Here is a 26,149-nt window from a genome sequence, read left to right on the forward strand (position 1 = left end):
CCCATTCTCCCATTTGTCCAAAACTATCTGCTACTTATAGCCAACTTCCGCTGGTAACTCTGTGCATTCGGTAATTTCAAAAACTGAAATTACCGATTTCGCTACCCGCCATTTCTTTATCAATTTATTAACTCGCATTTCACAAATAAAACAATAAATCAAAACTACTACTTTAGATGTATGTATATTCAAATAACTGCAAAGGCAGTACCCATAATTTGAATAAAGGGACGCTATGATGAAAAAACACAATAAGTCATTACTGGCGCTGGCTCTGACCAGTCTATTGTGCCTTACCGCATGCGGGGACGGTGAGGACGGAAAAGACGGAGCCCCCGGTGAACCTGGTATACCAGGCGAACCCGGACAGCCAGGTGCCCCCGCAGGTTCAAGTACTTCCACCATTATCAGTGCCGGCGATGTCAGTTTCGAGATAGTGCCGGCCGACAACACGCTGGCAGGCGGCGAAACCTTCGCCCTCAAGTTCAAGGCTTCGGCCACCAACAGCTCAGGGGAGCGAGTCCCTCTGACTGGCCTGGATCAGGTCGCCCTCTACTCTATTACCGCCATGAGCAATGACTCGGGCAGCGGTGCACCGCTGCAATGGGTCAATAATGCCACGGCTCAGGAACTGGGCAGCTCCATGTATTGCACCCTGGATGGCACCTATAGCTCCAGAGGTCAGACTGGCGATGCCTGTCTCCTGGTTGAAGATCCGGCCGAGCCAGGTACCTATACCGGCACTTGGGCACATGACGGGGTCGCCCCCATTATGAATGCCAACGACAACCTCAGCGCACCTCATCGCCTGTTCCTGCGCGCCTATAACCTCAAGGATGCCAGTGGCACAGCCATAGCAGACAAGGTGCTCTCTACGCCGCTGGATTATATTCCGGCATCCGGCGAACTGGTTGAAGCCACAGGTAAAGACACGGTAACAGATGCCGCCTGTATTGCCTGCCACAGTGAAGTCGAAGGCCGCATCGCCAAGATAAACGCGCACCACAACTACCAAAGCACAGAGAAATGCGTTGCCTGCCACAACCCGGCTCTGGTACCGAACGAAGCCCAAAAAGCCGAAGGTTGGGTATTTGATTTCGGTCCCATGGTTCACAGGCTGCATGCCGGCCATCACATCGCTGGCTTCCTCTCAGGTGAAGCCAAAGAGTACTTCGGTGAAATCGGCTTCCCGGCAGAAATTAACAACTGTGCCAGTTGCCACAACAACGGTGACTCCTGGAACGCCAATATCTACCGTGAAGCCTGTGTCGGTTGCCATATCAATGTCAACTTTGAAACCGGCGCCGGCCACTCAGACTTCAACCTGGCCCAGACAGATGACAGCCAATGTCAGTCCTGTCATGGCAGCGGAGCACTCAGCCCTATGCAAGCTCACAAAGTGGGTAAACGGGCTGAATATGCCGAGCTGTTGACCGTTGAATTCACCTCTGCCACGGCTGTAGCTTCTACCACAGCCGGCAATAAACTAGTCACCATCACAGCCAATGTCAGCTTCAATGGTCAACCACTGACAGATGCAGCTCAACTGGCGGTGCTCAATAAAGACGCTACTTTGATAGGCAATGTGGATACCAGAGGCGAAGTCACCCGCTGGGGCAGCAGGCCCGGTCTAGCCAGCGGCAACGCCGTCAATGGCGTGCTGACCCTGACTGCTGATGTACCGGAAGCTCAGGCGATGGGCACCATTTACGTCGGTACCGAGGCTAACTTCTGTGTCGATAACTCAGGTAAGATAGCCGCCTGTGCCGAAGGCATGCCATTCGATGCCGTCAATCCGATTGGCGCCACTTCAAGCGTTAAGTTCTATAACCTTGATGGTGGTGATGCTGTCACAGCCCGCTTTGCCATTGCAGAACGGATGAGCGCCAGCGAAGCCAAGTGTAATGCCTGTCACGGCACCCTGGACTATATCAAGGGTACCCGCCACGGCACCTACACCTTCGATCAGTGTATGGACTGCCACAACAACAGCTATGATGGCTCCTATCACGGCACCTCCGAGTACAATACAGGTAATCTGGATGCCGATGGCAATCCTATATTTGCCGAAGTCCCCGGACTCCTGTATGCCAACCGGGATCTGATGACAGTTGCCCACCGCTTCCACAGTGGTAACTGGGGTGAAGCCGCCATCTTCCGTGACGCTTCAGGCGAGCTGCATGGCTACCCTGCAGTGGAAACCGAGTGTACCGCCTGCCACAAAGACGACACACCGCTGTTCGCCGCCGACGGAGGTCTGACATCCGCCAAGCGTGGGATCAAGATTTCAGCAACCGAGTATATCTCCCCGGTTGCCGAATCCTGCCGTACCTGTCACGCTCACTCTGATGCGGCCGCTCTGGCCCACTTCAAGAGTAATGGTGCCTTAGTTGCCGGTGATGCTGCCACAGACGCCAACCTACCGGTTGAGTCCTGTGCCACCTGTCACGCCGAAGGAAAGACCTATGGCGTAGATAAGGTACACGCAGGGGGTGCTCACTAGTACCGTACCTTGAGGGCTGTCCCTGCAAGGCCCTCCCTCAACTCTGCAACAACAAGGGGACCCAACCGGGTCCCCTTGCCTTTTCTCAACTTACTTAAGCCATAACTTACAACTCAGTAGCCGACACCCTCTGCTGCCACAGCTGTCGCAGTTTATGGACAAAGCTCTCCGGCGGTTGATCCAATGCATCCACGGGAATATAGAGGTGATACCCCAAGTACTTGTCCAGCGTCAGGCAGCGGCGACCAAACATGGCCAATACACCTCGGTAGCGTTCATTATTGACCGTCAGGGGTTCAAACTCGGCGCTGAGTGCCGCTTCCAGTGTTTGCAGTTCTTCATCCTGGGCAGCAGCTGTCATCAGCAAGGGCCGCTGCTCCGACAAGAGCCCGGTCGCTAACCTCGGGGAAATGGCATCCAGTAATGGGTTGATACGTTTGAGCTTGAGCCCTATATAGGGCAACGTCAGTTGCTCCATACCTTGGGTGACTCTGGGCTGATCCAGCCGCTGAATATTATCCCAAGCCACAAACAAGCTACCGCGGCGATGGAAGAACCTCAGCCCTTCGGCGCTGAATTCAAGACTGACATGGGGCTCGAGCTGCTTGGCAATACCCAGCACCAAAGACACGGCCCCCAGGGCAAAACACGCGATTCCAGGGGCAAACATCCAGGGCCAACCGATAAACAACACCAACCCCAGGACTATGCCCAGCCCTCCAGCCAGAGTCAATGTAATGCCATTGCGCTTGCTGCCCGGCTTTATAGTGATAGTTTCCATAACGCTTTCGCTCTATTATCAGCGGCTTGTCAGCCGTTTATTCATTTCATGACCAGGGTTCAGAACCATTAGCGGCCGGTAACAGTCAACCAGGCCAATCCCAGGTATTCGTGCAGCGCCTTTTGTGAATCATCCAGATTGGATGTGCTCAGGCGCCACCAGTGATCGCGCCTAAGCAGAAAACCGGTCGGTGCCGCCTGAGGTTCAAGCCCGGTCGAACGGAATATTCGCATCGCCCTTGGCATATGGCTGGCAGAAGTGACCAGGATCAGTTGTCTGCCACCCAAGGCATCTATCCCTTTATCATCAGTGCCAGCACCGAAGGTCTGCCGCAACGCCTGGGCTTCCTCTATGGTATCGCGGGCCGACTCCAGCATCAGAATTCGCGATGGCTCGGCCCCCAACTCGATGGCAGCCTCGGCCATTCGCCGGGCATGACTCTGCTGCTCAAGACCGCCGTTCCAGCCACTGACCGCCAACAGGCAATCTTTGCTGTTGGCGGCCTTGAGCTGCGCCACCCCTTCACTGAGACGCTCAAGCGCCGTTGCCGACAACATATGTCGCGCGAGTCCGCCAACCTGATCATCATGGCCAGACCCCAGTACCATCACCACACAGGAGCGCGCCGGCGCAGCGGTATAAAGTGGATACTGACGCTCAAGCCCCGCAAGCAAAGTGCTGCTGCCGATAGAGCTGGAAAGCAGCAGCAACCAAGTTATGGCAAAAACCATCAGAGCGCGCGCTACTCCCGGCCTGCGACGGATATAAAAACAGGCCAATAGCAGAGTGACCAAGGTTAGCGGGATGGGCATAAAGAATTGAGATAAGATTTTTTTCAGCCAGAACACGCTTGATATCCGAAGGTTGGCAAAAGTAGCCATAGCTTACAGAAGCCTTACCCGACTGACCAGTGATTGGCGAAGGGCTATGGACTCGCTTGCCCCAATACATGTTCGAACGCTTTTCCCTTTTGTCTAAAGTGCCTAGAGTGTCTAAAGTACCTAAGTCGAATATCAGTAACACGGCCCGGGCGCCTTGCCAAACTCAGTCCCGGCCCCACAACCAAGCGGCGCCGCGTACCCCGGAGGAGCAGCCGTAGTGATTGGCCAACACAGGGGTTCGGCACTCGCCGCCGACCACATAGCGCTTGAGTCTTTCCGGCAATGCCGGATAAATGGCCTGCACATTGGACATACCGCCGCCAAGTACAATGGCGTCCGGATCCAGCAGATTGATCACATGGGCCAGAGAACGGGCCAGACGGTCAAGATAGCGCTCAAAGGCCGCGCCGGCCTCGGCATCCCCCTGCTCCAGCAATGCCATCACCTCGGCGCCCGAGCTGAGCTGCGTCCCGGCGGCCTGGTTATAGTCGCGAACAAACCCGGTTCCCGAAATAAAGGTTTCGATGCAATCGTGCTTGCCGCAAAAACACTCAGTGCTGTTGAACTCTTCGGCACGTATCCAGGGCAAGGGATTATGGCCCCACTCACCACCTATGCCATTGCCACCCTGATGCACCTTGCCATTGATGGCTATACCGGCACCACAGCCTGTGCCTATGATCACCCCGAACACCACCTCTTTACCTGCGGCGGCGCCATCCAGCGCCTCGGAGACCGCAAAACAGTTAGCGTCATTGGCAACCCGCACTTTGCGCCCCAGACGCTGCTCAAGATCTCTATCGAGCGGATGACCATTTAACCAAATGGAGTTGGCATTTTTCACCAAACCGGAAAAGGGCGAGATCACTCCGGGAATGCCAATACCCACAGTTCCTGTCATTTCCAGCTGCGTCTCGGCTTCATCGACCAAGGCACAGATGGCCTCAAGGGTCGCCTGATAGTCTCTGGGGGTAGCTATTCGCTTGCGAAACAGCTCACTCCCGGAATCACCCAAAGCCACCAATTCAATTTTAGTGCCGCCCAAATCAACGCCGATACGCATCATGCTTGCAACTCCGGTGTGTATATCTGCTTCAATCGCAAGCCCAATCGGCACTGTATGCGATAAACCAAGGATTGAGGATAGTTTCTTTTTGGTTATATTTTAAGTTGTTGCCGGCTGGATATTCCAAAACTCGGCCACCGGCACTCTCAAGCACGGCCTGAGCCGCCGCCGTGTCCCATTCACTGGTAGGGCCCAATCTGGGGTAGATGTCTGCCTTGCCCTCAGCAAGCAGACAGAATTTGAGTGATGAGCCGACACTCTTCATTTCGTGCTCGCCAAGCTGCTGCAGATACTCGCCAAGCCCCGGGCTCGAGTGCGAGCGACTGCCGACAATCACAGGAACCTGGCGCTTAACCCCGGCCCTGGCATTCAATTCCACCCGCTGGTATCCAGCCGCATTTGGGGTCTCACGCCAGGCACCAAGTCCCAGCGCGCCCAAATAGCACACGGCTGTGGCGGGCACATAGACAACACCGGCGACCGCCTGGCCTCGGTGAATAAGCGCAATGTTGACGGTAAATTCGCCGTTGCCCTTGATAAACTCCTTGGTGCCATCGAGAGGGTCGATAAGCCAATAGGTTTCCCAGCCCCGCCGCTGCGCCCAGGGGATATCCGCCGCTTCTTCCGACATCTGTGGCCAGGCTGGAAACTCACGCGCCAGCGCCTGTTGCAACACGGCGTGACTGGCAAGATCGGCAGCCGTGACCGGACTGTCATCGGCCTTGCGCTCAATCGCCAGTTCGCCGCCCTGATAATACTGCATTATCGCCTCACCGGCAGCGCGGGCCATCTCGGCCAAAAGTGTCAGCTGCTTGACATCAAGCAAGGTCTTGGGGGGATTATTCGACAAGGTTTCATCCTTTGGATCAACAAGATAGTTTATTATGCCAGCCACCCGGCTTTGGCGGGTATAACCTTTAGCTACTGGTTATAATCTACAGCCGGTTTTGCCTTACTTTTCATCCTGTTTAAGCCGATTCAACCCAAGGAAGATGCACCAAGCCCCGAAAGCATCAGCGCCAGCTGCGCCTGCCAGGAAAGCCAGATGGGTGACGGATAATCTTTTGGCAAATAGCAGCGAAATGCCGAAGGCATGGCCGCCATGGCATCTTTGAGAGCGCTTGAGTCGAGCGCCGAATACGCCGGGCGCGGCGCCTGCGCTCGATTCAATAAGGCGCCGTATTCTGCTGTGCTGACAGGCGTTATCCGGCACCTTGGCGTGATTGGCGCCGGGTTTGCTGGTGAATGTAATGTAGCTTGAGATTGCAACGCGGCTTGAGATGGCGACGCGGTTTGCAATGGCACCGCCGCCTGAGAGCTTGGCGCTGAATTGCACTGCTGCTTGGCGATTTGCTCGGCTATCTCTTGGGTGAAAAGATACCAGCTGCACTGCCCCGTTGCCGCGTAATGAAAGCAGCCGCTCAGCACCGCGGACTTCTCTGGCTTAAGATGAAACCAGATGAGCAACTGCCAGATAAGCCGCGCCAACGCCTCGGCCCAGGTTGGCGTGCCGACCTGATCCGCCACCACCTTGAGCTCGGGGCGCTCGGTCAGCAATCGCCCCATGGTCAACACAAAGTTACTGCCAAAACGGCTGTAAAGCCAAGAGGTTCTCAGCACCAGGGCGCCGGGATTGGCCTTAAGCAAGCGCTGCTCGCCGGCGAGCTTGCTCTGACCGTACAGGCTCAAAGGCTCGCAAACATCGCTCTCGGTCAAGGCTCTGGGCGCATTCCCGAGCATATTGGCAGAAGCATTCCCAGAAACGTTTCCGAAAACACTTCCCAAATCATTCCCGAAGACATTTCCGAAGACATTCCCGAAGACATAGTCGCTCGAAATATGGATAAGCCAAGCCCCCTGTTGCCGGCACCAGATGGCCAAACGCTCCGGCGCCTCGGCATTGAGCGCCATGGCGGCAGCCATATCCTGCTCGGCCGCATCCACGGCGTTGTAGGCGGCGCAGTTGATTATCACATCGGCATTGATTTCACTGAGCCGCTCGGGCAAATCTGCTGAAGTTAAATCCAGCTGCTGATGCCCGAGCGCCACTATTTCAATTGCGCTGCCTGGTGCTATAGCACTGCGGGGTTTTACAGCACTGCCGGACACCAGGCTTGCCTCAGGTATCTCCATTCGCAGCCTGGAAGGCGAAAACTCGGGCAACCAAGGCAAATTCGCCAGCAGTGCCTGTCCGAGCTGGCCATGAGCGCCGGTGATCAATATTCGGGTAGTCTTGGCTTTCACGATTCGGGATTCATGGCTAATCAGTTGATGGATTTTGTGGCTCGTATCCTCAAGGCAGGCGAACCAGGTTAGCCCGCGGCCGCCTCACTCTTAAAGTAGTCGATTAACTCACCAAGCGTCTTGTGGCCTCGCTGCTGCAGGAAATTCAGCAGCGCCAATGGTTCGCGATTGAGCAGCCTGTCTCTTGGATAACCGGCGGCATCCACTATCTCAAGCGCCAGCGGGAACTCCCCCAGACTGAAGGCAACATGGGAATCTGATCCCATCACCAACTGGGCGTCGAATCGTTTCGCCAGTTTGGCAATATTGAGGCAGCTGTCTTCACTGCCCTTGCGGGAGCAGGCAAAAGAGGAGTTATTGATCTCCAGCGCCACATTATGCTCGGCGGCGGTGCGGACAATCAGCTCCTGATCCAATGGATATTTGGGGTTGCCTGGGTGGGTAATGATATCGACCTTGCCGCTGCGAATGCAGTTCAGCAGCGCCTGAGTATGGCTGTCACTGTCGGCGGGAGGGAATACCGGCTCGTGAAACCCGGCCTGCACCAAGTCCAGCTCCTTCAGGAACTCACCAAAGAAGTCGATTTCCCCCTCCAGATTGGTAATATTGGCTTCAATTCCGCGCAATATCCCTACGCCGTCGACTATCCGCGGCAATACCCTGAGATTCACGAAATGCCAGAAATGCGGCGCATCGGCCATCGCCGGGCCATGATCTGTGGTGGCAAACAAACGGATCCCTTTCTGCTTGGCCACTGCCAGGTAATCATGGATCGTGCTGTAGGCGTGAGTAGAGGCAACTGTGTGGGTGTGGGTATCGACTGCGAACATGGCTCCCCCAGGAGACTGTTTCTTGAAAACCGGGCCACTAGCTTAGCGCAACTGACCCACTTTAGCGAATGAACCCAATAGCTTTCCTGCCCATCGGCCACCCCAAAGATAAAGGGTATGCATCGACTCAAACGGCTTGAACAGCATAGATTTCCAATCCACACAACTATCGAGCACCTGCCGTGGACTTTCGTCCTAACGGCTTCTCGGCACGCCGTGAAATCATCCCTGATGGCTCTACTCTGGCATCCATGCCAGAGTAGAGCCATCAGGACCAGAATACTTGTGTTGTTTGCACTTACGGTTGATTAACTCAAGTAGGCTCGACTAAACCTGACTTGTTATCTTTTACCAAGCGCTCTCTTGCGGGCACGTTGCTTTTTGGCGGCTTTACTCTGGTTTCTCGGTGCGTCAAAACTGCGGTTGAGATCCGGCTCAAACCCGGGCAGCCATTCTCTGGGGAGGCGTCTGTCGAGCATGGCTTCCAGCTCTTCGAGGAGGCGCTCGTCGTCACGACTGAATAGGGTGATGGCGAGCCCTTCCATGCCGGCGCGGCCGGTGCGGCCAATGCGGTGCACATAATCTTCGCGCTTGAACGGCAGCTCCAGATTGATAACACAAGGCAAAGCAGCTACATCCAGGCCTCTAGCGGCAACATCTGTGGCCACCAGCAAACGGCATTCACCCGCCTTGAACGCCTGATAGGTCTGCTCCCGCTGAGCCTGACTCAGATCTGAGTGCAGCGCACTGGCGGCCAAGCCCTCGGCACTGAGCTCACAGACCAGTTTGTCGGCCCCCTCCTTGGTGCGGCTGAACAGCAACACCTGACGCCAGTCGTGCCGGCGACAAAGGGCGGCAACGGCGGCGGCCTTACGCTCGCTATCGAGCTCAATCAATCGCTCCTTGATACTGCCACCCTGCTCCGATGCTTGCAGCTCCAACACTTTGGGAGACTGCAGCAAAATCTTGGCCAGACGCCAGATGTTGTCGTTGAAGGTGGCGGAAAACAGCAGAGTCTGGCGCTGTTTGGCCATCTTTTTCATCAGCGCCGAGATCTCATCTTCAAACCCCATATCCAACATGCGGTCGGCCTCATCAAACACCAGGGTCTCAACCTTATCCAGCCTGAGACTGCGCTTTTTAAGGTGATCCAGCAGGCGCCCGGGTGTGGCGACCAAGATATCGACGCCATCCTTGAAGTTCTTTAGCTGCCCATCGAGTGGCACGCCGCCATAGGCAATGGCAATCTTCAGCTCGCAGCCCTTGGCATAGCTTTTAATGTTATCGAAAACCTGCTGCGCCAACTCCCGGGTAGGCACCAGCACCAGAGCCTTGGGCGCTGCGGGTTTTACTGCTCTCTCAGCCGTAGCGGGCAGTAAACGCGCCAGCAGCGGCAAGGCAAAGGCGGCGGTTTTCCCTGTACCCGTCTGTGCCTGCACCAGGAGATCGCTGCCGGCGAGCACCATAGGAATGGCCTCTGCCTGTACTTGGGTTGCCTTGCTAAAACCCAGTCCGGCCAGATTGGTCAGTAGCGGTTCGGGCAGAGAAAAAGCGGCAAATTCCATGGAGAGTCCTTCAAAGATAAAGCTTAGGGCAAACCGCCATTATACCCTGCTACCCGGTGACGAGTAGGCGTTATCCCTGGGTTCAGGCAGCAAAAATGGTTTGCGGGTGAAAAATTAACCGCCCGAGAGACTTATTCGGCTTGACGTTTGCTTTAGGCTGCAGCGCATCTTATTGTCATAAAAAGCAGTTTTACTTTTCTCTGCCCTATTTGAACAAGGAAGCGCCCATGGCCGTCACCAGCTTAGATGCCAGTCAGGTATACCGTCCCGCCAATCTCGACAATCTGGGTGATGAGGTCAAGTCTACCCGAGAACTGGAGCCGCTGGATGACATCATAGGCCAGGAGCGGGCCCAGAGTGCGGTGGAATTTGCCATGTCCATCAAGGAGAAGGGCTACAACATCTATGCCATAGGCCAAAATGGTCTGGGCAAACGCACCATGATGCTGCGTTATCTCAAGCGCCATGAATTTACCGACAAGACACTTAACGACTGGTGTTATGTGGCCAACTTCGACCAGACCCGGACCCCCAAGGTGCTCAAACTGCCCGCCGGCAAGGGCGTCACTTTCAAGAAAGAGATGGAAAAACTGGTTCTCCGGCTGGTCAAGGCGCTGCCGTTGGCGTTTGACAACGAGATGTATTACCGCCGCGCCGACAAGCTCAAGAGTCAGTTGGCGCAAAAACAGGAAGCGGCGCTGCTGGCTCTGAGCGAAGAAGCCAAGGGGATGAAAATAAGCCTCTCCATCAACACTCAGGGCGAGTATCAGTTGATGGCGCTGAACGGCGAAGAGCCACATACCGAGGAAACCTATCACGCCCTGCCAGAAGCCGAGCAGCAGCTGTTTGAACAGAATATCAAACACTTGGAATCGCGCCTGCGGGGCATTATCCGCCAACTGACCGAATGGGAAGAGGAGTTCAGCACCAAGCAGCAGGAGCACGATGAACAGGTGGCCCGCGAAGTACTGAGTCATTTCTTCAAGCCGCTCAAGGATGAATACCGCAGCCTGCCGGAGATCCGCTCTTTTCTGACGGCGATGCAGAAAGATATGCTCGGCAATCTGGATATCTTCCTTGAGGAGAGTGAAGACCAACTGGCGCTGGCCTATGCCTCGCTGGAAAAGAAAATGCCCAGGCGCTATCAGATCAACCTCTTGGTAGAACAGGAGGAGCAGAAATTCCCTGTGGTGGTAGAGGAAAACCCCACCTATCACGGCCTGTTTGGTTATGTGGAAAACGCCACTTACCGCGGCACCGTCTTTACCGACTTTTCGCTGATCCGCCCCGGCAGCCTGCACAAGGCCAATGGCGGGGTGCTGCTGATGGATGCGGTCAAGGTGCTGGAACGGCCCTATGTTTGGGACGGACTCAAACGGGCACTGCGTTCCCGCAGTCTGGATCTCAGCTCGCTGGAGCGTGAAGTCTCTCTGTCCGGCACAGTTTCATTGGCGCCTGAGCCTATCCCTCTGGATGTCAAAATCGTGCTCTTCGGTGATAACCAGACCTACCAGTTACTGCAGCATTATGATCCCGACTTCAGCGAGCTGTTTCGGGTAACCGCCGACTTTGAAGATGTGATGCCAAGAAGTCCGAAGGCCGAATGTTTCTATGCCAGATTTATCTCCTCGATAGTGCATGACAACCAGATGTTGCACTGCGATCGCAGCGCCATTGCGCGGATAATCGAATTCAGCTCGCGCCAGGCCGATGACCAAACCCAGCTGTCACTGCACTCAGCCAATATCGCCAACCTGCTGCGGGAGACCCACTACTGCGCCAAGGCGGCCAACGCCCGCAGTATTCGTCTCGCCCATGTAGAGCAGGCTCTGGCGCAGCAGGAGCAAAGGGTATCGCGTCTCAGGGACCAACTGATGCAGAGCTTTCACAAGGGCACCACCCTGATTGATGTGCACGGCAAAGTCTGCGGCCAGGTCAACGCCCTGTCGGTCATCGCCACCACAGATCATCAGTTTGGCCTGCCCAACCGTATCAGCGCGACCACAGCCTTTGGCAAGGGCGAAGTGTTGGACATTGAACACAAGGTGCGCCTCGGCGGCCGTATTCACTCCAAGGGAGTGTGGATCCTCTCGGCCTATATCAAAACCCTGTTGGGACGCGAGGCCGATATTCCGCTGACCACCTCCCTAACCTTTGAACAATCTTATTCCGGGGTCGATGGCGACAGTGCCTCCATGGCCGAATGCTGCGCCATTATCTCTGCAATCGCCCAGGTTCCCCTGCGCCAGGATGTCGCCATCACAGGCTCAATGAACCAGTTCGGTGAAGCCCAGCCCATAGGCGGGGTCAATGAAAAGATTGAAGGCTTTTTCGATGTCTGTGCCATCAAGGGGCGCAGACATACCCAAGGGGTAATCATTCCCTCGGCCAACGCCCACAACCTAATGCTGAAAAAGCCGGTGGTGGACGCCATCAGCAAGGGCAAGTTCCATATCTGGACGGTCGAGCATGTAACCGAGGCGATGGCATTGCTGTGCGATATGGAAACCGGCAAGGCCGACAAGCGCGGTCATTACCCGAATGGCAGTTTACTGGGACTGGCCTCGGCCAGGCTGTCAACCCTGAAAACTAAAAGCCAAGACAAGGCTTAAACCCAGTCGGGGCAAAACTCACTCTTTTCCCAAATAATGTAAAACCTCGGTGGACAGGCAGTGAAATCAAATAGAAATCCCCGCCATTACCAAGGCGGGGATTTTTTATCTGACTATTTTTCCAGGCGAATCACCAGGATTGGGCTTAACGCCGACGTCGCAGCAACCCCAGCGACAAGAGCAATAGACTCCAGCCGAGTGAACCACCCGAGTCTGACTCTTCCAGCGGCGGCTCAGGTGGACTCACAGGGTCAACCCCATCGGACTCCACCTTCAGCATAAAGCTAGTGCTGGCGGCATCACCTGTGTTGAGGCTATCACGCACTGTCACAGTGACCTGGGTTTCACCGTGGAAATCTGCCTCCGGGATCAGGTTGAAGCTATCACCGTTAATCTCGGCGCTGATGTGTTCACCACTGACCTCCAACAGATTCGGCACCTTATCGGCATCGATATAGGTCACGGCGATACCGTCTATGCGGCCATTTTCGGCAACGCTCATGTCACTGAGAGGTGCTAGTTGGATATTGCCTTTAACCTGAATCTGATGGCTCAAAGTGCCCGGCTCGCCGCCCTCGAGATCGTAATCCAGTGTCATGGCAAGCGCCTTCCCGGTAGCGCCGGGTTGAATCGCCGCCTTGAAGCTCAGCTCGACCCGGCTCTGCTCAGGCCCTGAGTAATCAAAGCAGATTACCAGATCGTCCTTAAGCAAGGTATCCAGGTTATCGAAGCCCAACATCTCATACAGATAGCCATTCTTCGGCCCTGCATCGCTGGACCAGGTACTGTCAAAACCTTCGATAAACACAGCCCCATCGGCCACATCGGCCCCCAAATTCTGGTAGGCATAGATGATCTCGTACATGCCGGGATGATCGTCGATACCACTGCGCAGTATGGTCTGGAAGTCAAACTCCTGACCTGTCTGGCGGTCGGTAACATTATCAAACTCGAGGAACAACAAGTCCCCCAGATCCGGACGCTCTTCCTTGTACTGAGTGGCTATGGTCAAGCCCCAAGGCTCTTCCCAATGACGGCGGTACTTCATCTCGAAACTGCCACGCCAGAAGGGAGCCAGCGCCTCGTAGAGGAAACCCGGACCTCGGTGCGCGCCCATATACCAGTAGGCAGTATTAAACTGCAGTGCACCCACAGTGTGCATCCGCATATAACCGGCATTGGCCTGGTTGTACACCTTAAACTCGGCGCCCTCTTTATAGAACAACCAATCGATAGGCACATCGACACTGGTTTGAGAGTCACCAGCCAACCAGTCGGCGTTGGGCTGCATACCAAACTCGCCGAAGAGATCTATGTAGCCACCTGTGGAGTAGTCATCAATCATAGGTGTGCGACACATGGCATCGTTGAGGTTGGTACTAACCTTGTATTGCCGCTCCACCAAGCGGGTGCTGGGCTGCAAGCCTGTCAGCGTTAGACCGTTTTCATCGGCAACAATCGCTTCGGCAACCGTAGGATTATTGCTCTTGATGGTCGCCGGCGCCAAACGCATGCCTTCGGGTAACTTGAGCTGCAGCTCATAGTTGCGATCGCGGGATTCCAGGTTGGCCGCCAGTTTAACGGTAACATCCACCACATCTTCGCTCAGCGCCTTGTCCTGATTGACGGACCAACTTACGGCATCCTCGCCGCGGCGGATATTGAGGGCACTGAAACCGAACGAGCCTTCAGCGCCAGGGCCGGCACCGAGATCCATACCGCCATAGAAGACATCCCCTTGCTTGGCATCGGGAATATTCCAGTTAAGGGTCAACTGATAGTCACCATTGCCATCATGCGATGCCGGGCCATCCAGGCTCAACATACCGAAATCGTCATCGGCCATGATCACCGCATGGCCGGTCACAGCTTCCACTTCCCCCTTGCCATAGACCATGGCGGTGGCAAACCAATAGGTGCCGGGGGCCGGGTTTTCCAAGCTACAGAGGTTGTGCTCGGCTTGGCTGGAGGAGAAACACACCAGCTCGGCATCGTATTCTGCCTTGAGCGCCCTGTCATCCTGCTCCATCTCCTCTTGCGATGGGATAAAGCCGTTATTGCCGTTGGCATCCCGCCCCAGGATCACAAAGGGGAACACCCCTGAATAACGGGGGTTCATCTCCTCAAGCGTACTGGTGCGCTTGGCGCTCTGCACTTCCACCACCAAACGCTTGGCGCCTTCGGGAACCGTGACGGTTTGAATATCCCAGCCCTTCTCTATGTATTCCAGATCAAGGAATGGCGCCACGGCTTCCAGAGTGGCAGTTTTTAGTTCAGGCTGCACCGGGCCGTAGAAACGAGGCGTCAGTTGAGCATAGGCCGAGGTATTCATCTTCAGGGTTTCACTGCCCTGAGCCCGGCTGATCTCCAGGTCCATGGATACCGGCATCTGATCAGCCTTACTGGCCACGACTACCGGCATATGCAACTCAGGGGAAGTGCTTGACGCTTCAGTGAGTCTGAGCTCACCGTTGAAGAAGGCGTCCTTGTTTTGTACCTGCTGCCAAGGCGCTCCCGGCTCACCCGGATTGACGTTGGACTCAATCAGCGGCGGCACTTTGGCCTTGATCACCAGGGTCTGACTCTCCCCCTTGGCCAGGGTAAAGTTCTCGGGAGATACACTGAGCTCAAAGCCCTGCTCCTTACCCAAAGCCTCGGCACTCCAACTGCCGTCACGGGTGGCAGTAACTGTGCGCATCCAGCTGCAGCTTTGCTCACAGGCCATTTCCACCATGGAAGGCAAGTTGAGCCAGTTGACTATCCCGCCGTTTTCCGGGTTGGCATTGCGGTAGTTTTCTATGGTCTCATCCATCACCAAGCCGGTATCGGCCGCGCGGGCAACATTAATGGCACCGGCGCCGGCCATAAAGTGATAGAAAGGCTCCAGCAACTCATAACCTGTATTGAGATACACAGGTCCGGCTGTCATCATCAGCGCCGACTGCACTTCGGCAGGGGTCCACTCGGGATGCAGCTGCATCAACAAAGTCATGGCACCTGTCACATGAGGCGCCGCCATTGAGGTGCCGCTCATAAAGGTCCAGTCGGAGGCATCCGGCGCGCCGGTAAAGGGTTGATCATCGGCGTTGGCAGCGTAAATCTGTACCCCGGGAGCGGTGAGATCCGGTACCAGGGTGTTGTTGGTGCGGCTCGGGCCCATTGAGCTGAAAGGCGCCAGGTTATTGGCTTGAGCATCATCAAATAGATACTCGTTGCTGAAATCCGAGATAGTCGCTATGGCCGTGCCTGGCTCACTGTATCTGACCCAGTTTTTCAGCTTGTATCTGTCGCTCTGCTTTACCTGGATCCCAGGGATCACAAAGCTGTCGGCCACCAGATTGTCGACCTGATAGTCCACGTTTTGCAGAATAAAACCACCGGCGCCGCCGGCCGCCACATTCTTGGCCTTGTCCACTCTGGGAATGTCACCGCGCTCACAGATGACTATCTGGTCATCGCGGAAGGTTCCGGCAGGGAAAGGAGCGTTACAGGAAGCGGCGTTGAAATCATCACTGGGATCAGGGTCGGCATAATTTTCAGCCAATACCACCTCACCGGTAATGCTGCCGGAGAAGCTCTTGCCTGCAATAGGCTCGGACGGGCGATAACGCTCGTTGCCGCCGAAATTGTCTATATGCTTGTTACCGGCTTCCAGCACCCTGTCGTGGGTGGTGGCGCCAACTGTCGTCACCCAGGGAGAGCTGTGATCCGCGCTCCAATAGGCACCGGCATTACCTGCGGCAACAGCCACAGAAATTCCCGCCTCACGGGCTGCCAGAAACGCCAGCTCCATAGGGTCGGCCCAAGGAAGAGATTCTGCGCCACCGATGGAGAAGTTTATCGCATCGACCCCGTCGGCAATGGCATCTTCAAAGGCCGCCAGAATCGCCGACTCGGGACAACCGGCATAGGGATCACCACCGTTGCCTGGCCAGCACACCTGGTAAGAGATGATATGCGCCCGCGGCGCGACACCGCTGGTAGCCGGGAAGTTAAAGGGTACATTGACCCCGTCACTGGTGGCCTCACCTGTTGCAGCCTGCAAAGGCGTATTGTCCAGATGGTTACCTGCTACTGTGCTGGCGGTGTGGGAGCCATGGCCGTTATAGTCCTCACCATTGGCCGGACGCACCATGACAGGCGCCCCCCAAGGGTTGGCCTGAAATTCCGGCGCGCCGTAAACATCTGTGATCTCGGGATAGGAATGAACTCCCACCAGTTTGTTGTTACACAGCTCAGGGCTGTCGACACAATCACCGGTAAACTTGTTGCTGCCAAGCGGATTCAAACGCACATAGTCTTGATCCTCGGCAAAGGCCGGATGATCTGTGTTAACCCCGGTATCTATGATCCCGACCAGCATACCTTCACCCTTGGCGGCCAGGCCTGTACTCGGGTCCTGGCCAAGCCAGATCCGGTTGGCGCCGATAAACTCAGGCCCTCTGTCGGTACGCAGTTGGAAAATGCGGTTGGGGGTTATCCGCTTGACGCCGCTCTGGCGGGCAAGAATTTTGGCATCTTCCTGAGTCATCTCCACCACCATAGCATTGCTGGCAATGGTGAAGCGCTGTTTCAACTGTAGATTGGCACCGGCCTGACGGGCGCGATTGACGAAACTGTCCTGACGCTTTTCCAGGAAACGGCTGTAAGCCCTGGCATCAGTCGTATTGACACTGACCCGACCTTTGGCGATCAGCGAGCGATTTTTCGGTGCCTTGGTAGCCGCTAGCCCTGAAATACTGCCGTCATAGGTTGCCAGAGGTTCTTCATTGAGCTGCACTATATAGCTCTGAACGCCACTGACAGATGGATCCGGCTGAAATATCTGTTCCGGCGTCCGTTGACGCAACACCTGATTAAGCACTCCCGGCTGACCGGCATAGATATCACCTTCAAGACTCGCCTTGCGAGCCTTGTCTGCCGCCAATACCTGTTCTTTGGTAAAGCTTGGCTGATAGAAATTGCCTTTCCCCACAGGTTGCATCTGAACCTGGGCACTGGCGCTCATCATGCCGCCGAAATAGAGCGCGGTCAGACTGGCCAACGCCGTCTGACGGAACCGCGTTCCAAGTTGATTATTTGTTATAGTCATAGGTCCTCTTTAAGACTCTTGCTTTCAATTACACAGAAAATCTGCACTACAGATATAACAAACAAAAACAAACAACTTCGTAGCATTTAGTAACCTTGCAATTACATGCGGATTTATGGGATGCTGATGAAACCTGCAACTTTCTTTCGCCGCTTTTGGATTACAAGCCTCTGATATGAAGGTTAAATATGAAACTGACTTGGGTAATTGCTCTGTTGTTTCTACTACAGCCATGGCCGACCAGCGCCAACTGTAATCCAGCAGCCCCTTTAACTTCTGAACCGGCATTGCAGCTGCATCTAACACTGACCAATGATCCCTGGCCTCCTTTTATTGAGGCCGATGGCAAAGCCGGTTTGGCACTGGAAATAGTTCAGAGCGCCCTGGCGGTTCACTGTTATCGCTTACAGGTGGAGTTAAAGCCCTGGGCACGGGCACTGAGGTCAGTTAAAGAGGCCAAAACCGATCTGTTGCTGGCCACTTGGCATACGCCGGAGCGAGAGCAAATACTAATGTTTTCAGAGCCATATCTGCAAAATCGCCAGCGTTTCATCAAGCGCCGTGGCGATCCCTTTGAATACACTGAGCTCGACAGCCTCAAGGGGAAAAGAATCGGTGTGGTACGCGGATACAGCTATCAAACCGGTTTTCGCGCCGCGAGCAACTTTATTCGCGTACCCAACAACAGTCTGGAGTCCAGTCTGAAGATGTTGGCAGTGGGACGTTTGGATTTGACTCTGGAGGATGAAATTGTCGCCACAGATACATTCTGGCGTCTGCAACAGGAAGATAGCTTCGACTTTACCGGTCCACCACTGGATATTCGCAACCTGCACCTTAGCACCAGTCGCCTTCATCCCCATGGCGCCAAGTTGATAGCCGAGTTCAATCAAGGGCTGGAGACAATCAAAAAAAACGGCGAGTATGCCAAAATACTCGCCAAATATGGGGCAATTCTACAAGGACGCCAGGCGCCGCCGGTACTGCATCTCGATGGCGCCATGGCAAAGTGGATTAGGGATGAGAATCTGGCCGGAGTGCTCTGCTTCAGTCAAGAGTGGCCAACATCTCATCCGAGTAATCCTGCAGGCTCTCGCCGCTGCGAACCTTGGCGATATAGTCAGGGTTAGCAATAAAGGGGCGGCCTATGGCGATCAGGTCAAAACGCCCGGCAGCAATCGCCTCGGCGGCCGTTTCCGGGCTGTAACCACCCACACCCACCAGATTGCCCTGGTAGTAACGGCGCATGTAATCCGATACCCGGCCATCAAGGAAGTCGAAGCGCATGCTGTCGTCAAACATGCCCTCGTGCAGATAGGCCAATCGGCGGCAGCCAAGCTCGGCGAGCAGATAATCAAACACCTGACGGTCACGGGGATCGGCACTCATATTAAAGTATGCCCCGGGTGACAAACGCAGCGCCGTGCGATCTGCACCTATGGCGGCTATGGTGGCATCCACCACTTCCAGGGCAAAGCGGCTCATGTTTTCAGGCGTTTGGCCGTACTCATCTTCACGTCGGTTGCTGTCGTAATGCAGGAACTGATCGATAAGATAACCGTTGGCACCGTGGATCTCCACACCATCGAAACCGGCCTCAATGGCGTTTTCTGCCGCCTTGGCGTAATCACGCACCAGTTCGGCAATCTCGGCCTTGCTGGCCGCCTTTGGAGTTTGGTAGCTCAGCTCGCGCATTCTCGGCACTGTACCTTCAACGCCCACGGCAGATGGTGCCAACACATGTTCACCATTAAAGAAGTGCGGATGCGCTACCCTGCCTGTGTGCCACAGCTGGGCAAAAATCTTGCCGCCCTTTTCATGCACGGCATCGGTTACCCGGCGCCAACCGGCAATCTGAGCCTGAGTGAAGAGCCCTGGAGTGTTGGGATAGCCCTGCCCATCCGGGCGAATGATGGTGGCTTCACTGATGATCAGCCCAGCCTCGGCGCGGCGGGCGTAGTAAGCCAACATGGCATCTGTCGGCACCAAATCGGCATCGGCCATACAACGGGTGAGCGGCGCCATCAAAAAGCGGTTATTGAGTGTGATGCTGTCATTGAGACGATACTGTTCAAACAAGTTCTGGTACATGGTTCCTGCCCTTGGCGAATTAACGGCTCAGTCACTGGCATTCGCCTTATTCAGAGCCTGAGGAGCTGAGCCCCTATTTGAATGTTCGTTCAAGATAAAGATTGTTGAATGATCATTCAAGCCTTTTTTGAACAAATATTCAAATTGCAGTAAACTCGGCGCATCACAGTGGGAAATCATCTTATGAGAAACGCCGAATTCGATCGCGAGAAAGTGCTGCGTAGCGCCATGAATGCCTTTATGGCCAAGGGTTACAGCAAGACGAGCATGCAGGATCTGACCCGGGCAACCGGCTTGCATCCGGGGTCTATCTATTGTGCCTTTGACAATAAGCACGGGCTGTTTCTGGCGGCAATTGATCAGTACCACGCCGATCGCGAGCAGCAGTTGCAGGGCTTTTTCCCGGCCGAGGGTTCACGACTCGAGTGCCTGCGGCGTTATCTGGACAACATAGTCAGCGAGTGCCTCAGCTGTGATGCCAGTCAGGCCTGCCTTTTGGTCAAGGCCTTGAGCGAAGTGGGTGAGCAAGATCTGGCTGTACAACAGAGAGTGAGCCAACATCTACAGCAATGGCAAACGGCGTTGCAGCAGATACTGCAGCAGGCCCAGGTGCAAGGTGAACTGGGCGCCGATAAAGATCCGGCGCAGCTGACCCGGTTTCTGATGATGGGTATTTATGGCCTGCGCACTTATGCCCATACTCATCCGAGCGCCGATGAACTCAGTGCCCTGGCAACAGAGCTGTATGAGCATCTGAGTCTCTGAGCCAGCCGCAAGCCTTGAGCGCCCAAGGCGCCTCCGCACTTCAGCATCACTGGGCCTTGAAGCCTATCCGAAAGCCACCCCAGTGTTTGCCCTTAACATAAATGGGCACAGAGAGATCGTGCATCACCTCGCCCGTGTCACGCTTATAGGTCTGCAGCAGCACCGGCTCTGTGTGCTGGCCGCAGCGGATCCCTGTGGGGTCGTTGAACAATCTCTTGGTGCGGTTTTGCAGCATATCCCGCTCCCTATCACCGGTCAGCGGCTGGCAGAAACGCTGATTGTGAGTAGGAAAGTAGCCCTTCTTATCGACCGCACCTGCGTAAATCACCTCCCGGTGACGCTCCAGTATCGGTTCCTGCAAGGCCGGAAAGTGCTTGTCGGTAAAACCGTCAAAGGCGGTGTTGTATTTGGGCGGCTCTGTCGCCGCTATCGGCCGATATTGCGGCGAAAACAGCTGCTGCTCAGTAAACTTGCCTTCCACCAAGGCTTGCTCCAGCGCCTGGGCGCAAGCCTTGGCGGCCTGCTGCGCTTCTTTGAGAATAAGCTGATCGAAACTGCCGGTATCCCAATGCGAAAGCGCCCGGAACATTCCCTCTGTGGTCTGCGACAGCCCAAAGGCCTGACGGGAGATCTGCTCGCTGCGATGACCTGTATCTGTCAGCGACTCGCTGATATGGGTAATGGCATTGGAAATATCCGCCGTAGTGCCGCGATATTCACGTAAAGCCGCCTCAACCTGCTCTAGCGCCTGCGCCGAATCCTCGACACCCGAAGCGATACTGTCAAACCTCTGCTCCAGTGAATTCATGGCATCCACGGCGCCGGCCGTTTGGCTAACCACCTGATTCATTAGCTGTGAGGTGCCATCGGTCAGCTCTCTTATCTGGGTCAACATGGCGGCAATATTCTGGGTAGCCTCTGCGGTCTTGGCCGCCAAACTGCGCACCTCATCGGCCACCACGGCAAAGCCCCTGCCCGCCTCTCCGGCCCTGGCGGCTTCAATGGCGGCATTGAGCGCCAACAGATTGGTCTGGGCGGCAACACTGTCAATCACTTCGGTAATTTTGCCTATGGCATCGGCCTGCGCCTTGAGTTGTCCCACGCCGGAGGCGGCCTTGTCAACATCCAGGCTCAAGGCTTCAACCGCACGAAAACCACTGGCGGCATACTGACGCCCTTCCATGCTGACACTGCGCGATGCCTGTGCCTGATTGAGCACCACTTCGGCATGTTCACTCAAAGCCACGGTAGTATGACTCAGCTGATTAGCCGCCACGGCAATTTGCCCGGCTTGCTGGCCGCTGGAGTCCAGAGTGAGCTTGAGCTGGTCAACAAAGTGGGACACTTCGGCAGCGCCGATAGCAATACGACTGGCATCCCGGCCCAGTTGCTGCGCCGCCTTGTCATCACTTGCGCCCTCACTGGATGCTTGCTTGGCGCTTTGGACCACGGGGCGGGAAGCCCAGCGCAGCGCCAATACAGGGCCAAGAAGCGCAAGACACCATCCAAGCAGTGAAAGTAATAGATTGTCAGCACTTAAAGCCAGCTGAGCGCAACCCAGTGCCAGCGCCCCGAGCAGCAACCCCGCCAGCATAGGCAAAATACGGTTTTTCTCAGACATGCAGCCTCCCTTCCTATCCTTATTGTTGGTTTGTACCAAATAAGGGATCCTTGAGTTTTCAGCATAACCCAAAGCACGGCGCTCTGCCGAATTGGACATAAGTCTATAGCGAGGTAATGAGCTTCTACGGCCGGAGACGGTAAGCATGATCAGGCGTGGCTTCACACTGCCGGCAGCCCGATGGGCCGACAGGTGCATTTAGTGCGGGAAAGCTGCTAGAATCTGCCACTCTTTTTCAACGCATTGATGAGACATTGCAAAGATGGGCAGAGCATATCAAAACCGCAAGGAATCCATGGCCAAAACGGCTGCACAGAAGACCAAGGTCTACTCCCGTTACGGGAAAGAGATCTACGTGTGTGCCAAGGGTGGCGGTGTCGATCCCGACGGTAACCTGGCACTGCGGCGCCTGATTGAGCGCGCCAAGAAAGATCAGGTACCGGCACACGTTATTGACCGGGCCATCGACAAGGCCAAAGGTGGTGGCGGTGAAGACTATGATACTGCCCGTTATGAAGGTTTCGGCCCGGGTAACTGCATGGTGATTGTCGACTGTCTGACCGACAACGGCAAGCGCACCTTCACCGAGGTTCGTCAGGCCTTTGTGAAGAATGATGCCAAGCTGGGTGGCCCAGGCACTGTGGCCCACATGTTCGATCACCAGGCGGTATTTGTCTTCCCCGGTGAAGACGATGAAGTGGTGCTCGAAGCCCTGATGATGGCCGATGTCGATGTTGCCGATGTCGAGTTGGAAGACGGCATGATCAGTGTCTACGCCCCCAACACCGAATTCTACAAGGCCAAGACGGCATTGCTGGAAGCCTTCCCCGAGGTCAACTTTGAGATGGAAGAGATCACTTTCGTACCACAGAACATGGTGGAAGTGTCCGGTGAAGATGTCGCCCTGTTCGACAAGTTTATTGCCGCGCTGGAAGACTGTGATGACGTGCAAAATGTCTATCACAACGCCGAGATCATCGAATAATCTCAAAGATTTAGAATATGAAAAAGGGACCAGATGGTCCCTTTTTCATTTCTGCATCAAAGTTAAGTCCTTGAATTAACGCAGTTCCATTTCCTGGATGATCTCGTGGGCTATTTCCGGGGTGGTCACCTCGGGCTTTTCATGAAGATCGGCTTTGAGCTGTCCCTTTCTGTGCTTGAGCGCCGCTTCCAGTTTTTTGCCTGCCTCGGCGATAGCCGGATACATGACTTCGTTCTTGCCGGAGGCCGCGACCGCCACCCCCTCGTAATTGGTTCGAATATCAACCTGATGTACGCCATGCTCTTTGGCAATAATGATGTCCAAGCCAATCAGGCTGGGAAAATGCTTGGCGATTTTGGAAAACTTCTCTTCGATATGGCTACGTACTGCTGCTGTAACTTCAACATGATGACCTGAAAGCTGAATTTTCATAGGTTTTCCTTTTTTCTGCTGATTCACTTATAGAGCTTGGGGCTTTCAGCGTAAAACACAAGGGGCAATGTTCAAATAAAGCTCGATAAGTGCCTTATTCTGCTCTTGTATGGTCAAAATTAATCCAGAGTTCATCATACTCCCTGTTTAGTGCTGTTTTTATCGCCTGTAATTAGCTCGATTTAATTCAGTTCAATATTTTCAGCCCCTTCATTATCAAACCCTGGCCAACTTGATACAGGCATCATTTACAAGTAAAACACGAATGCTAATGTTTATCATTAAGCATTATTAAGATAGAATCAGCGCATCTCTTTCCCTTGATGACCAATGCACTATCCGCAGCAATCATGAAATCTTTATCTCTGTTACAGTTTCCCAGGCGCCATCCCCAAGCCCTGACCATTATCAGCCGGGCGCTGGCATCTATTATTGGCGGTTATCTTATTGCGTCTTTGGCCTGTGCCCTGTTGGCTGTGAGCCTGCCTATGAGCCGTATCGACAGTACAGTGTGCGCCATGATGCTGTCTTTTTTGATCTACGCCCTGGTGGTTATCAGGGTATTTTGCATCAAACGCAGTTTGCGGGCCTGGCAGGAACTCCTGCTGCTGGCGGCCGCCTTGTTTGGCGTGCTGAAACTGCTGGGGGCTTGAGATGAAAGACAGTTTTTTCCGAACTATGACCTGGCTACACACCTGGGTAGGCCTGCTGGTTTGTTGGGTGCTGTTATTGGTGTTTTTTGCCGGCACCCTGAGCTACTATCGCCATGAAATCAGCCTGTGGAATCAGCCCGAGCTGCACAAGGAGGTGTTCCAATCCTACGATAACACCCGCCTTGCTGAGCAATTGAGTCAGGGCGAGAATTATCTCAGGCAAAATGCGGTCAACGCCCAGCGCTGGCTGATTGAATTCCCCACTGAGCGTCATCCCATGTTGAGTTATGGCTGGCAACAGCCGCCGGAGCCGGGACAGCGCCGCGGCGCCTTCAGTGAACATGCAGTCAAGGCCGATAACAGCGGCTATGTGACTGAAGTGCGGGAGAGCCGCGGCGGCAACTTCTTTTATCGCCTGCATTTCGATCTGCACTATATCTCGGCCATCACGGCGCGCTGGATTGTCGGTTTCTGCACCATGTTTATGCTGCTGGCGATTATCTCAGGAATAGTGATCCATAAACGCATCTTCAAGGACTTCTTCAGCTTCCGCCCCGGCAAGGGCAGTCGTTCCTGGCTCGATGCCCATAATGTCAGTTCGGTACTGGCACTGCCATTCCATTTGATGATCACTTATACCGGGCTTATCACCCTGATGATCATCTATATGCCCTGGGGCATATTGGTCAACTATGACAGTGACCGCCGGGAATTTATCAATGAAGCCCGTCCCGGCAGCAGCTTTACCCGCATAGCTGCCGCCAATGAAGCCGCGCCTCAATTGCCACTGGCAAGCTTCCTGCCCAAGGTGCAGCAAACCTTTGCCGAACTGCCGCTCAAGTCGGTGTCAGTGATCAACCCGGATGATGCCAACAGCCGGGTAGTGGTCACTTTCAACACAGGCGAGCAGGTCACAGAGCGGGAGCTGTTTATGGTGTTCAGCGGTACTGATGGCGAGCTTCTCTACAGCGCGGACAAGGACATCAGTGCCGCCAAGGCAACTCACGACGCCATGATGTCCTTGCACACCGCCCGTTTCTCCGGCCCCGTACTGAGGGGGCTCTTCTTCCTTCTGGGGCTGAGCGGCTGCGTGATGATAGCCAGCGGCACCTTGATGTGGGCGGTTAAGATTCGCCAGAAACAACAAAAAGCCATCAGTCAGGGCGCCAAGCCCAGCCTGGGTCTGCGCCTGGTGGAAACGCTGAACCTGATGTTTATCCTCGGTCTGCCCCTGGGCACAGTGGCCTTTTTCTATGCCAATCGCCTGCTGCCGGCCTCTTTGCCTGGCCGCAGTCAATGGGAGGTTCACAGTTTCTTTATTCTGCTGGTGATCAGTGGCCTGCTGGCTATCTGGCGCCGAGACAAAGCCATGTGGCGCGCTCAACTGGCGGCGCTGACAGCCGCACTGGCGTTCTTGCCGCTGCTGAACGCCCTGACCTCGCCAGCCAACCTGCTGAGCAACTTCACGGCCGGTCAATGGCAATTGGCAGGATTTGATCTGCTGGCGCTGGCCTTCGCTGCCCTTGGCTTATTTGCCTTCAAGCGTTTGGGGAGACTGCCAATGAAACAAACGGCCAAGGCCCAAAAACTTCAGGCGGTGCGCGGATGATGATTGCACTTATTGCGTTGACTTATCTCGCCTTTGGCCTGCTGGCCATGTCCATGTTCGGTCATTTCCGTGAGGCCATGGGGCGCGCGCCAAAAACATTGGAAAGCCAGCTATTGTATGTCAGTGGTTGGCTGACGCTACTGATGAGCCTGATACTGTGTGTCACAAAATATGATTGGGGTTACGGTAGCATACTGTTTTTCGGTCTGATGACGCTGGCCGCCCTGCCTGTGGTTTTACAGCTCAGCTATGCCAGCCGTAGCCTACCAAAAACGTTAATATTGGCACCTGTCATCCTGATAGCGGGTTGGTTTATCTAACCAACTCTGCCTCAAACTCGCCATGAAAAAGCGCTGCAACTGCATAATGCCGATCAGTTAAGACAGATCGCTTGACGATCTCACTGAAAGGATCAAAAT

19 protein-coding genes are annotated in these 26,149 nt (G+C 54.9%); 8 read left to right on the top strand and 11 right to left on the bottom strand.

From position 1 onward, the window contains the following. The first annotated feature begins 235 nt into the window (after nt 1-235). Complete coding sequence (locus CX651_RS14625) at nt 236-2,503, top strand: OmcA/MtrC family decaheme c-type cytochrome (protein WP_101056634.1); 2,268 nt, start codon at nt 236-238, stop codon at nt 2,501-2,503. Nucleotides 2,504-2,609: 106 nt separating this feature from the next. Here the strand turns inward: CX651_RS14625 and CX651_RS14630 are convergent, their stop codons facing one another. The 7 genes from CX651_RS14630 to CX651_RS14660 all read right to left on the bottom strand — a co-directional run bounded on the left by CX651_RS14630 (nt 2,610) and on the right by CX651_RS14660 (nt 9,870). After that, complete coding sequence (locus CX651_RS14630) at nt 2,610-3,284, bottom strand: DUF2982 domain-containing protein (RefSeq protein ID WP_101056635.1); 675 nt, start codon at nt 3,282-3,284, stop codon at nt 2,610-2,612. Nucleotides 3,285-3,352: 68 nt separating this feature from the next. After that, a complete protein-coding gene (locus tag CX651_RS14635; RefSeq protein ID WP_224866350.1) occupies nt 3,353-4,015 on the bottom strand; it encodes a YdcF family protein in 663 nt (220 codons plus the stop codon). A gap of 313 nt (nt 4,016-4,328) precedes the next feature. Next, the gene (gene mak / locus CX651_RS14640) at nt 4,329-5,231 is read right to left on the bottom strand and encodes a fructokinase (protein WP_101056636.1); all 903 of its coding nucleotides are present in this window, start codon (nt 5,229-5,231) and stop codon (nt 4,329-4,331) included. Between the two features lie 28 nt (nt 5,232-5,259). Then, nucleotides 5,260-6,021 carry a 3'(2'),5'-bisphosphate nucleotidase CysQ gene (cysQ, locus tag CX651_RS14645; RefSeq protein ID WP_101056650.1) on the bottom strand — a complete coding sequence of 254 codons (762 nt, stop codon included), beginning with the start codon at nt 6,019-6,021 and terminating at the stop codon, nt 5,260-5,262. 188 nt (nt 6,022-6,209) lie between these two features. Next, a complete protein-coding gene (locus tag CX651_RS14650) occupies nt 6,210-7,475 on the bottom strand; it encodes an SDR family oxidoreductase (protein ID WP_157822690.1) in 1,266 nt (421 codons plus the stop codon). 68 nt (nt 7,476-7,543) lie between these two features. Next, nucleotides 7,544-8,305: a phosphatase gene (locus CX651_RS14655; RefSeq protein WP_101056638.1), complete on the bottom strand. Its 762-nt coding sequence runs from the start codon at nt 8,303-8,305 to the stop codon at nt 7,544-7,546. Between the two features lie 341 nt (nt 8,306-8,646). Then, a complete protein-coding gene (locus CX651_RS14660; protein ID WP_101056639.1) occupies nt 8,647-9,870 on the bottom strand; it encodes a DEAD/DEAH box helicase in 1,224 nt (407 codons plus the stop codon). Between the two features lie 227 nt (nt 9,871-10,097). On the opposite strand from CX651_RS14660, the gene CX651_RS14665 reads away from it, so the two are divergent. Then, nucleotides 10,098-12,482, top strand: coding sequence for a Lon protease family protein (locus CX651_RS14665; protein WP_101056640.1), 2,385 nt, complete (start codon nt 10,098-10,100; stop codon nt 12,480-12,482). A gap of 145 nt (nt 12,483-12,627) precedes the next feature. On the opposite strand, the gene CX651_RS14670 is transcribed toward CX651_RS14665, so the two are convergent. Further along, complete coding sequence (locus CX651_RS14670) at nt 12,628-17,574, bottom strand: S8 family serine peptidase (RefSeq protein ID WP_101056641.1); 4,947 nt, start codon at nt 17,572-17,574, stop codon at nt 12,628-12,630. A 188-nt stretch (nt 17,575-17,762) separates the two neighbouring features. On the opposite strand from CX651_RS14670, the gene CX651_RS14675 reads away from it, so the two are divergent. Then, nucleotides 17,763-18,704 carry a substrate-binding periplasmic protein gene (locus tag CX651_RS14675; RefSeq protein WP_101056642.1) on the top strand — a complete coding sequence of 314 codons (942 nt, stop codon included), beginning with the start codon at nt 17,763-17,765 and terminating at the stop codon, nt 18,702-18,704. Here the strand turns inward: CX651_RS14675 and CX651_RS14680 are convergent. Next, nucleotides 18,622-19,665, bottom strand: a complete 1,044-nt coding sequence (locus CX651_RS14680; RefSeq protein WP_101056643.1) for an alkene reductase — start codon at nt 19,663-19,665, stop codon at nt 18,622-18,624. The two genes, CX651_RS14675 and CX651_RS14680, sit on opposite strands and share 83 nt — an antisense overlap. A 183-nt stretch (nt 19,666-19,848) precedes the next feature. On the opposite strand from CX651_RS14680, the gene CX651_RS14685 reads away from it, so the two are divergent. Continuing rightward, a complete protein-coding gene (locus CX651_RS14685) occupies nt 19,849-20,430 on the top strand; it encodes a TetR/AcrR family transcriptional regulator (protein WP_101056644.1) in 582 nt (193 codons plus the stop codon). A gap of 46 nt (nt 20,431-20,476) precedes the next feature. Here CX651_RS14685 and CX651_RS14690 read toward each other — a convergent pair whose 3' ends face one another. Next, the gene (locus tag CX651_RS14690; protein WP_229839805.1) at nt 20,477-22,051 is read right to left on the bottom strand and encodes a methyl-accepting chemotaxis protein; all 1,575 of its coding nucleotides are present in this window, start codon (nt 22,049-22,051) and stop codon (nt 20,477-20,479) included. 262 nt (nt 22,052-22,313) lie between these two features. Here CX651_RS14690 and CX651_RS14695 point away from each other — a divergent pair, with 262 nt between their 5' ends. Next, nucleotides 22,314-23,036, top strand: a complete 723-nt coding sequence (locus CX651_RS14695; RefSeq protein ID WP_101056645.1) for a YebC/PmpR family DNA-binding transcriptional regulator — start codon at nt 22,314-22,316, stop codon at nt 23,034-23,036. 75 nt (nt 23,037-23,111) lie between these two features. Here CX651_RS14695 and hpf read toward each other — a convergent pair whose 3' ends face one another. Further along, nucleotides 23,112-23,468: a ribosome hibernation-promoting factor, HPF/YfiA family gene (gene hpf / locus CX651_RS14700; protein WP_039033763.1), complete on the bottom strand. Its 357-nt coding sequence runs from the start codon at nt 23,466-23,468 to the stop codon at nt 23,112-23,114. A gap of 350 nt (nt 23,469-23,818) precedes the next feature. Here hpf and CX651_RS14705 point away from each other — a divergent pair, with 350 nt between their 5' ends. The 3 genes from CX651_RS14705 to CX651_RS14715 are packed head-to-tail and all read left to right on the top strand — an operon-like array spanning nt 23,819 to nt 26,050. Beyond that, entirely contained in the window at nt 23,819-24,121 is a 303-nt protein-coding gene (locus tag CX651_RS14705) for a hypothetical protein (protein ID WP_071476266.1), read from the top strand. A 1-nt stretch (nt 24,122) separates the two neighbouring features. After that, the gene (locus CX651_RS14710) at nt 24,123-25,730 is read left to right on the top strand and encodes a PepSY-associated TM helix domain-containing protein (RefSeq protein ID WP_101056646.1); all 1,608 of its coding nucleotides are present in this window, start codon (nt 24,123-24,125) and stop codon (nt 25,728-25,730) included. Further along, nucleotides 25,727-26,050: a DUF3325 domain-containing protein gene (locus tag CX651_RS14715; RefSeq protein ID WP_039033762.1), complete on the top strand. Its 324-nt coding sequence runs from the start codon at nt 25,727-25,729 to the stop codon at nt 26,048-26,050. The genes CX651_RS14710 and CX651_RS14715 overlap by 4 nt, the downstream gene beginning before the upstream one ends. The last annotated feature ends 99 nt before the right edge of the window (nt 26,051-26,149 follow it).

This window comes from Shewanella chilikensis, from assembly GCF_002836945.1.
GTDB lineage: Bacteria > Pseudomonadota > Gammaproteobacteria > Enterobacterales > Shewanellaceae > Shewanella > Shewanella chilikensis.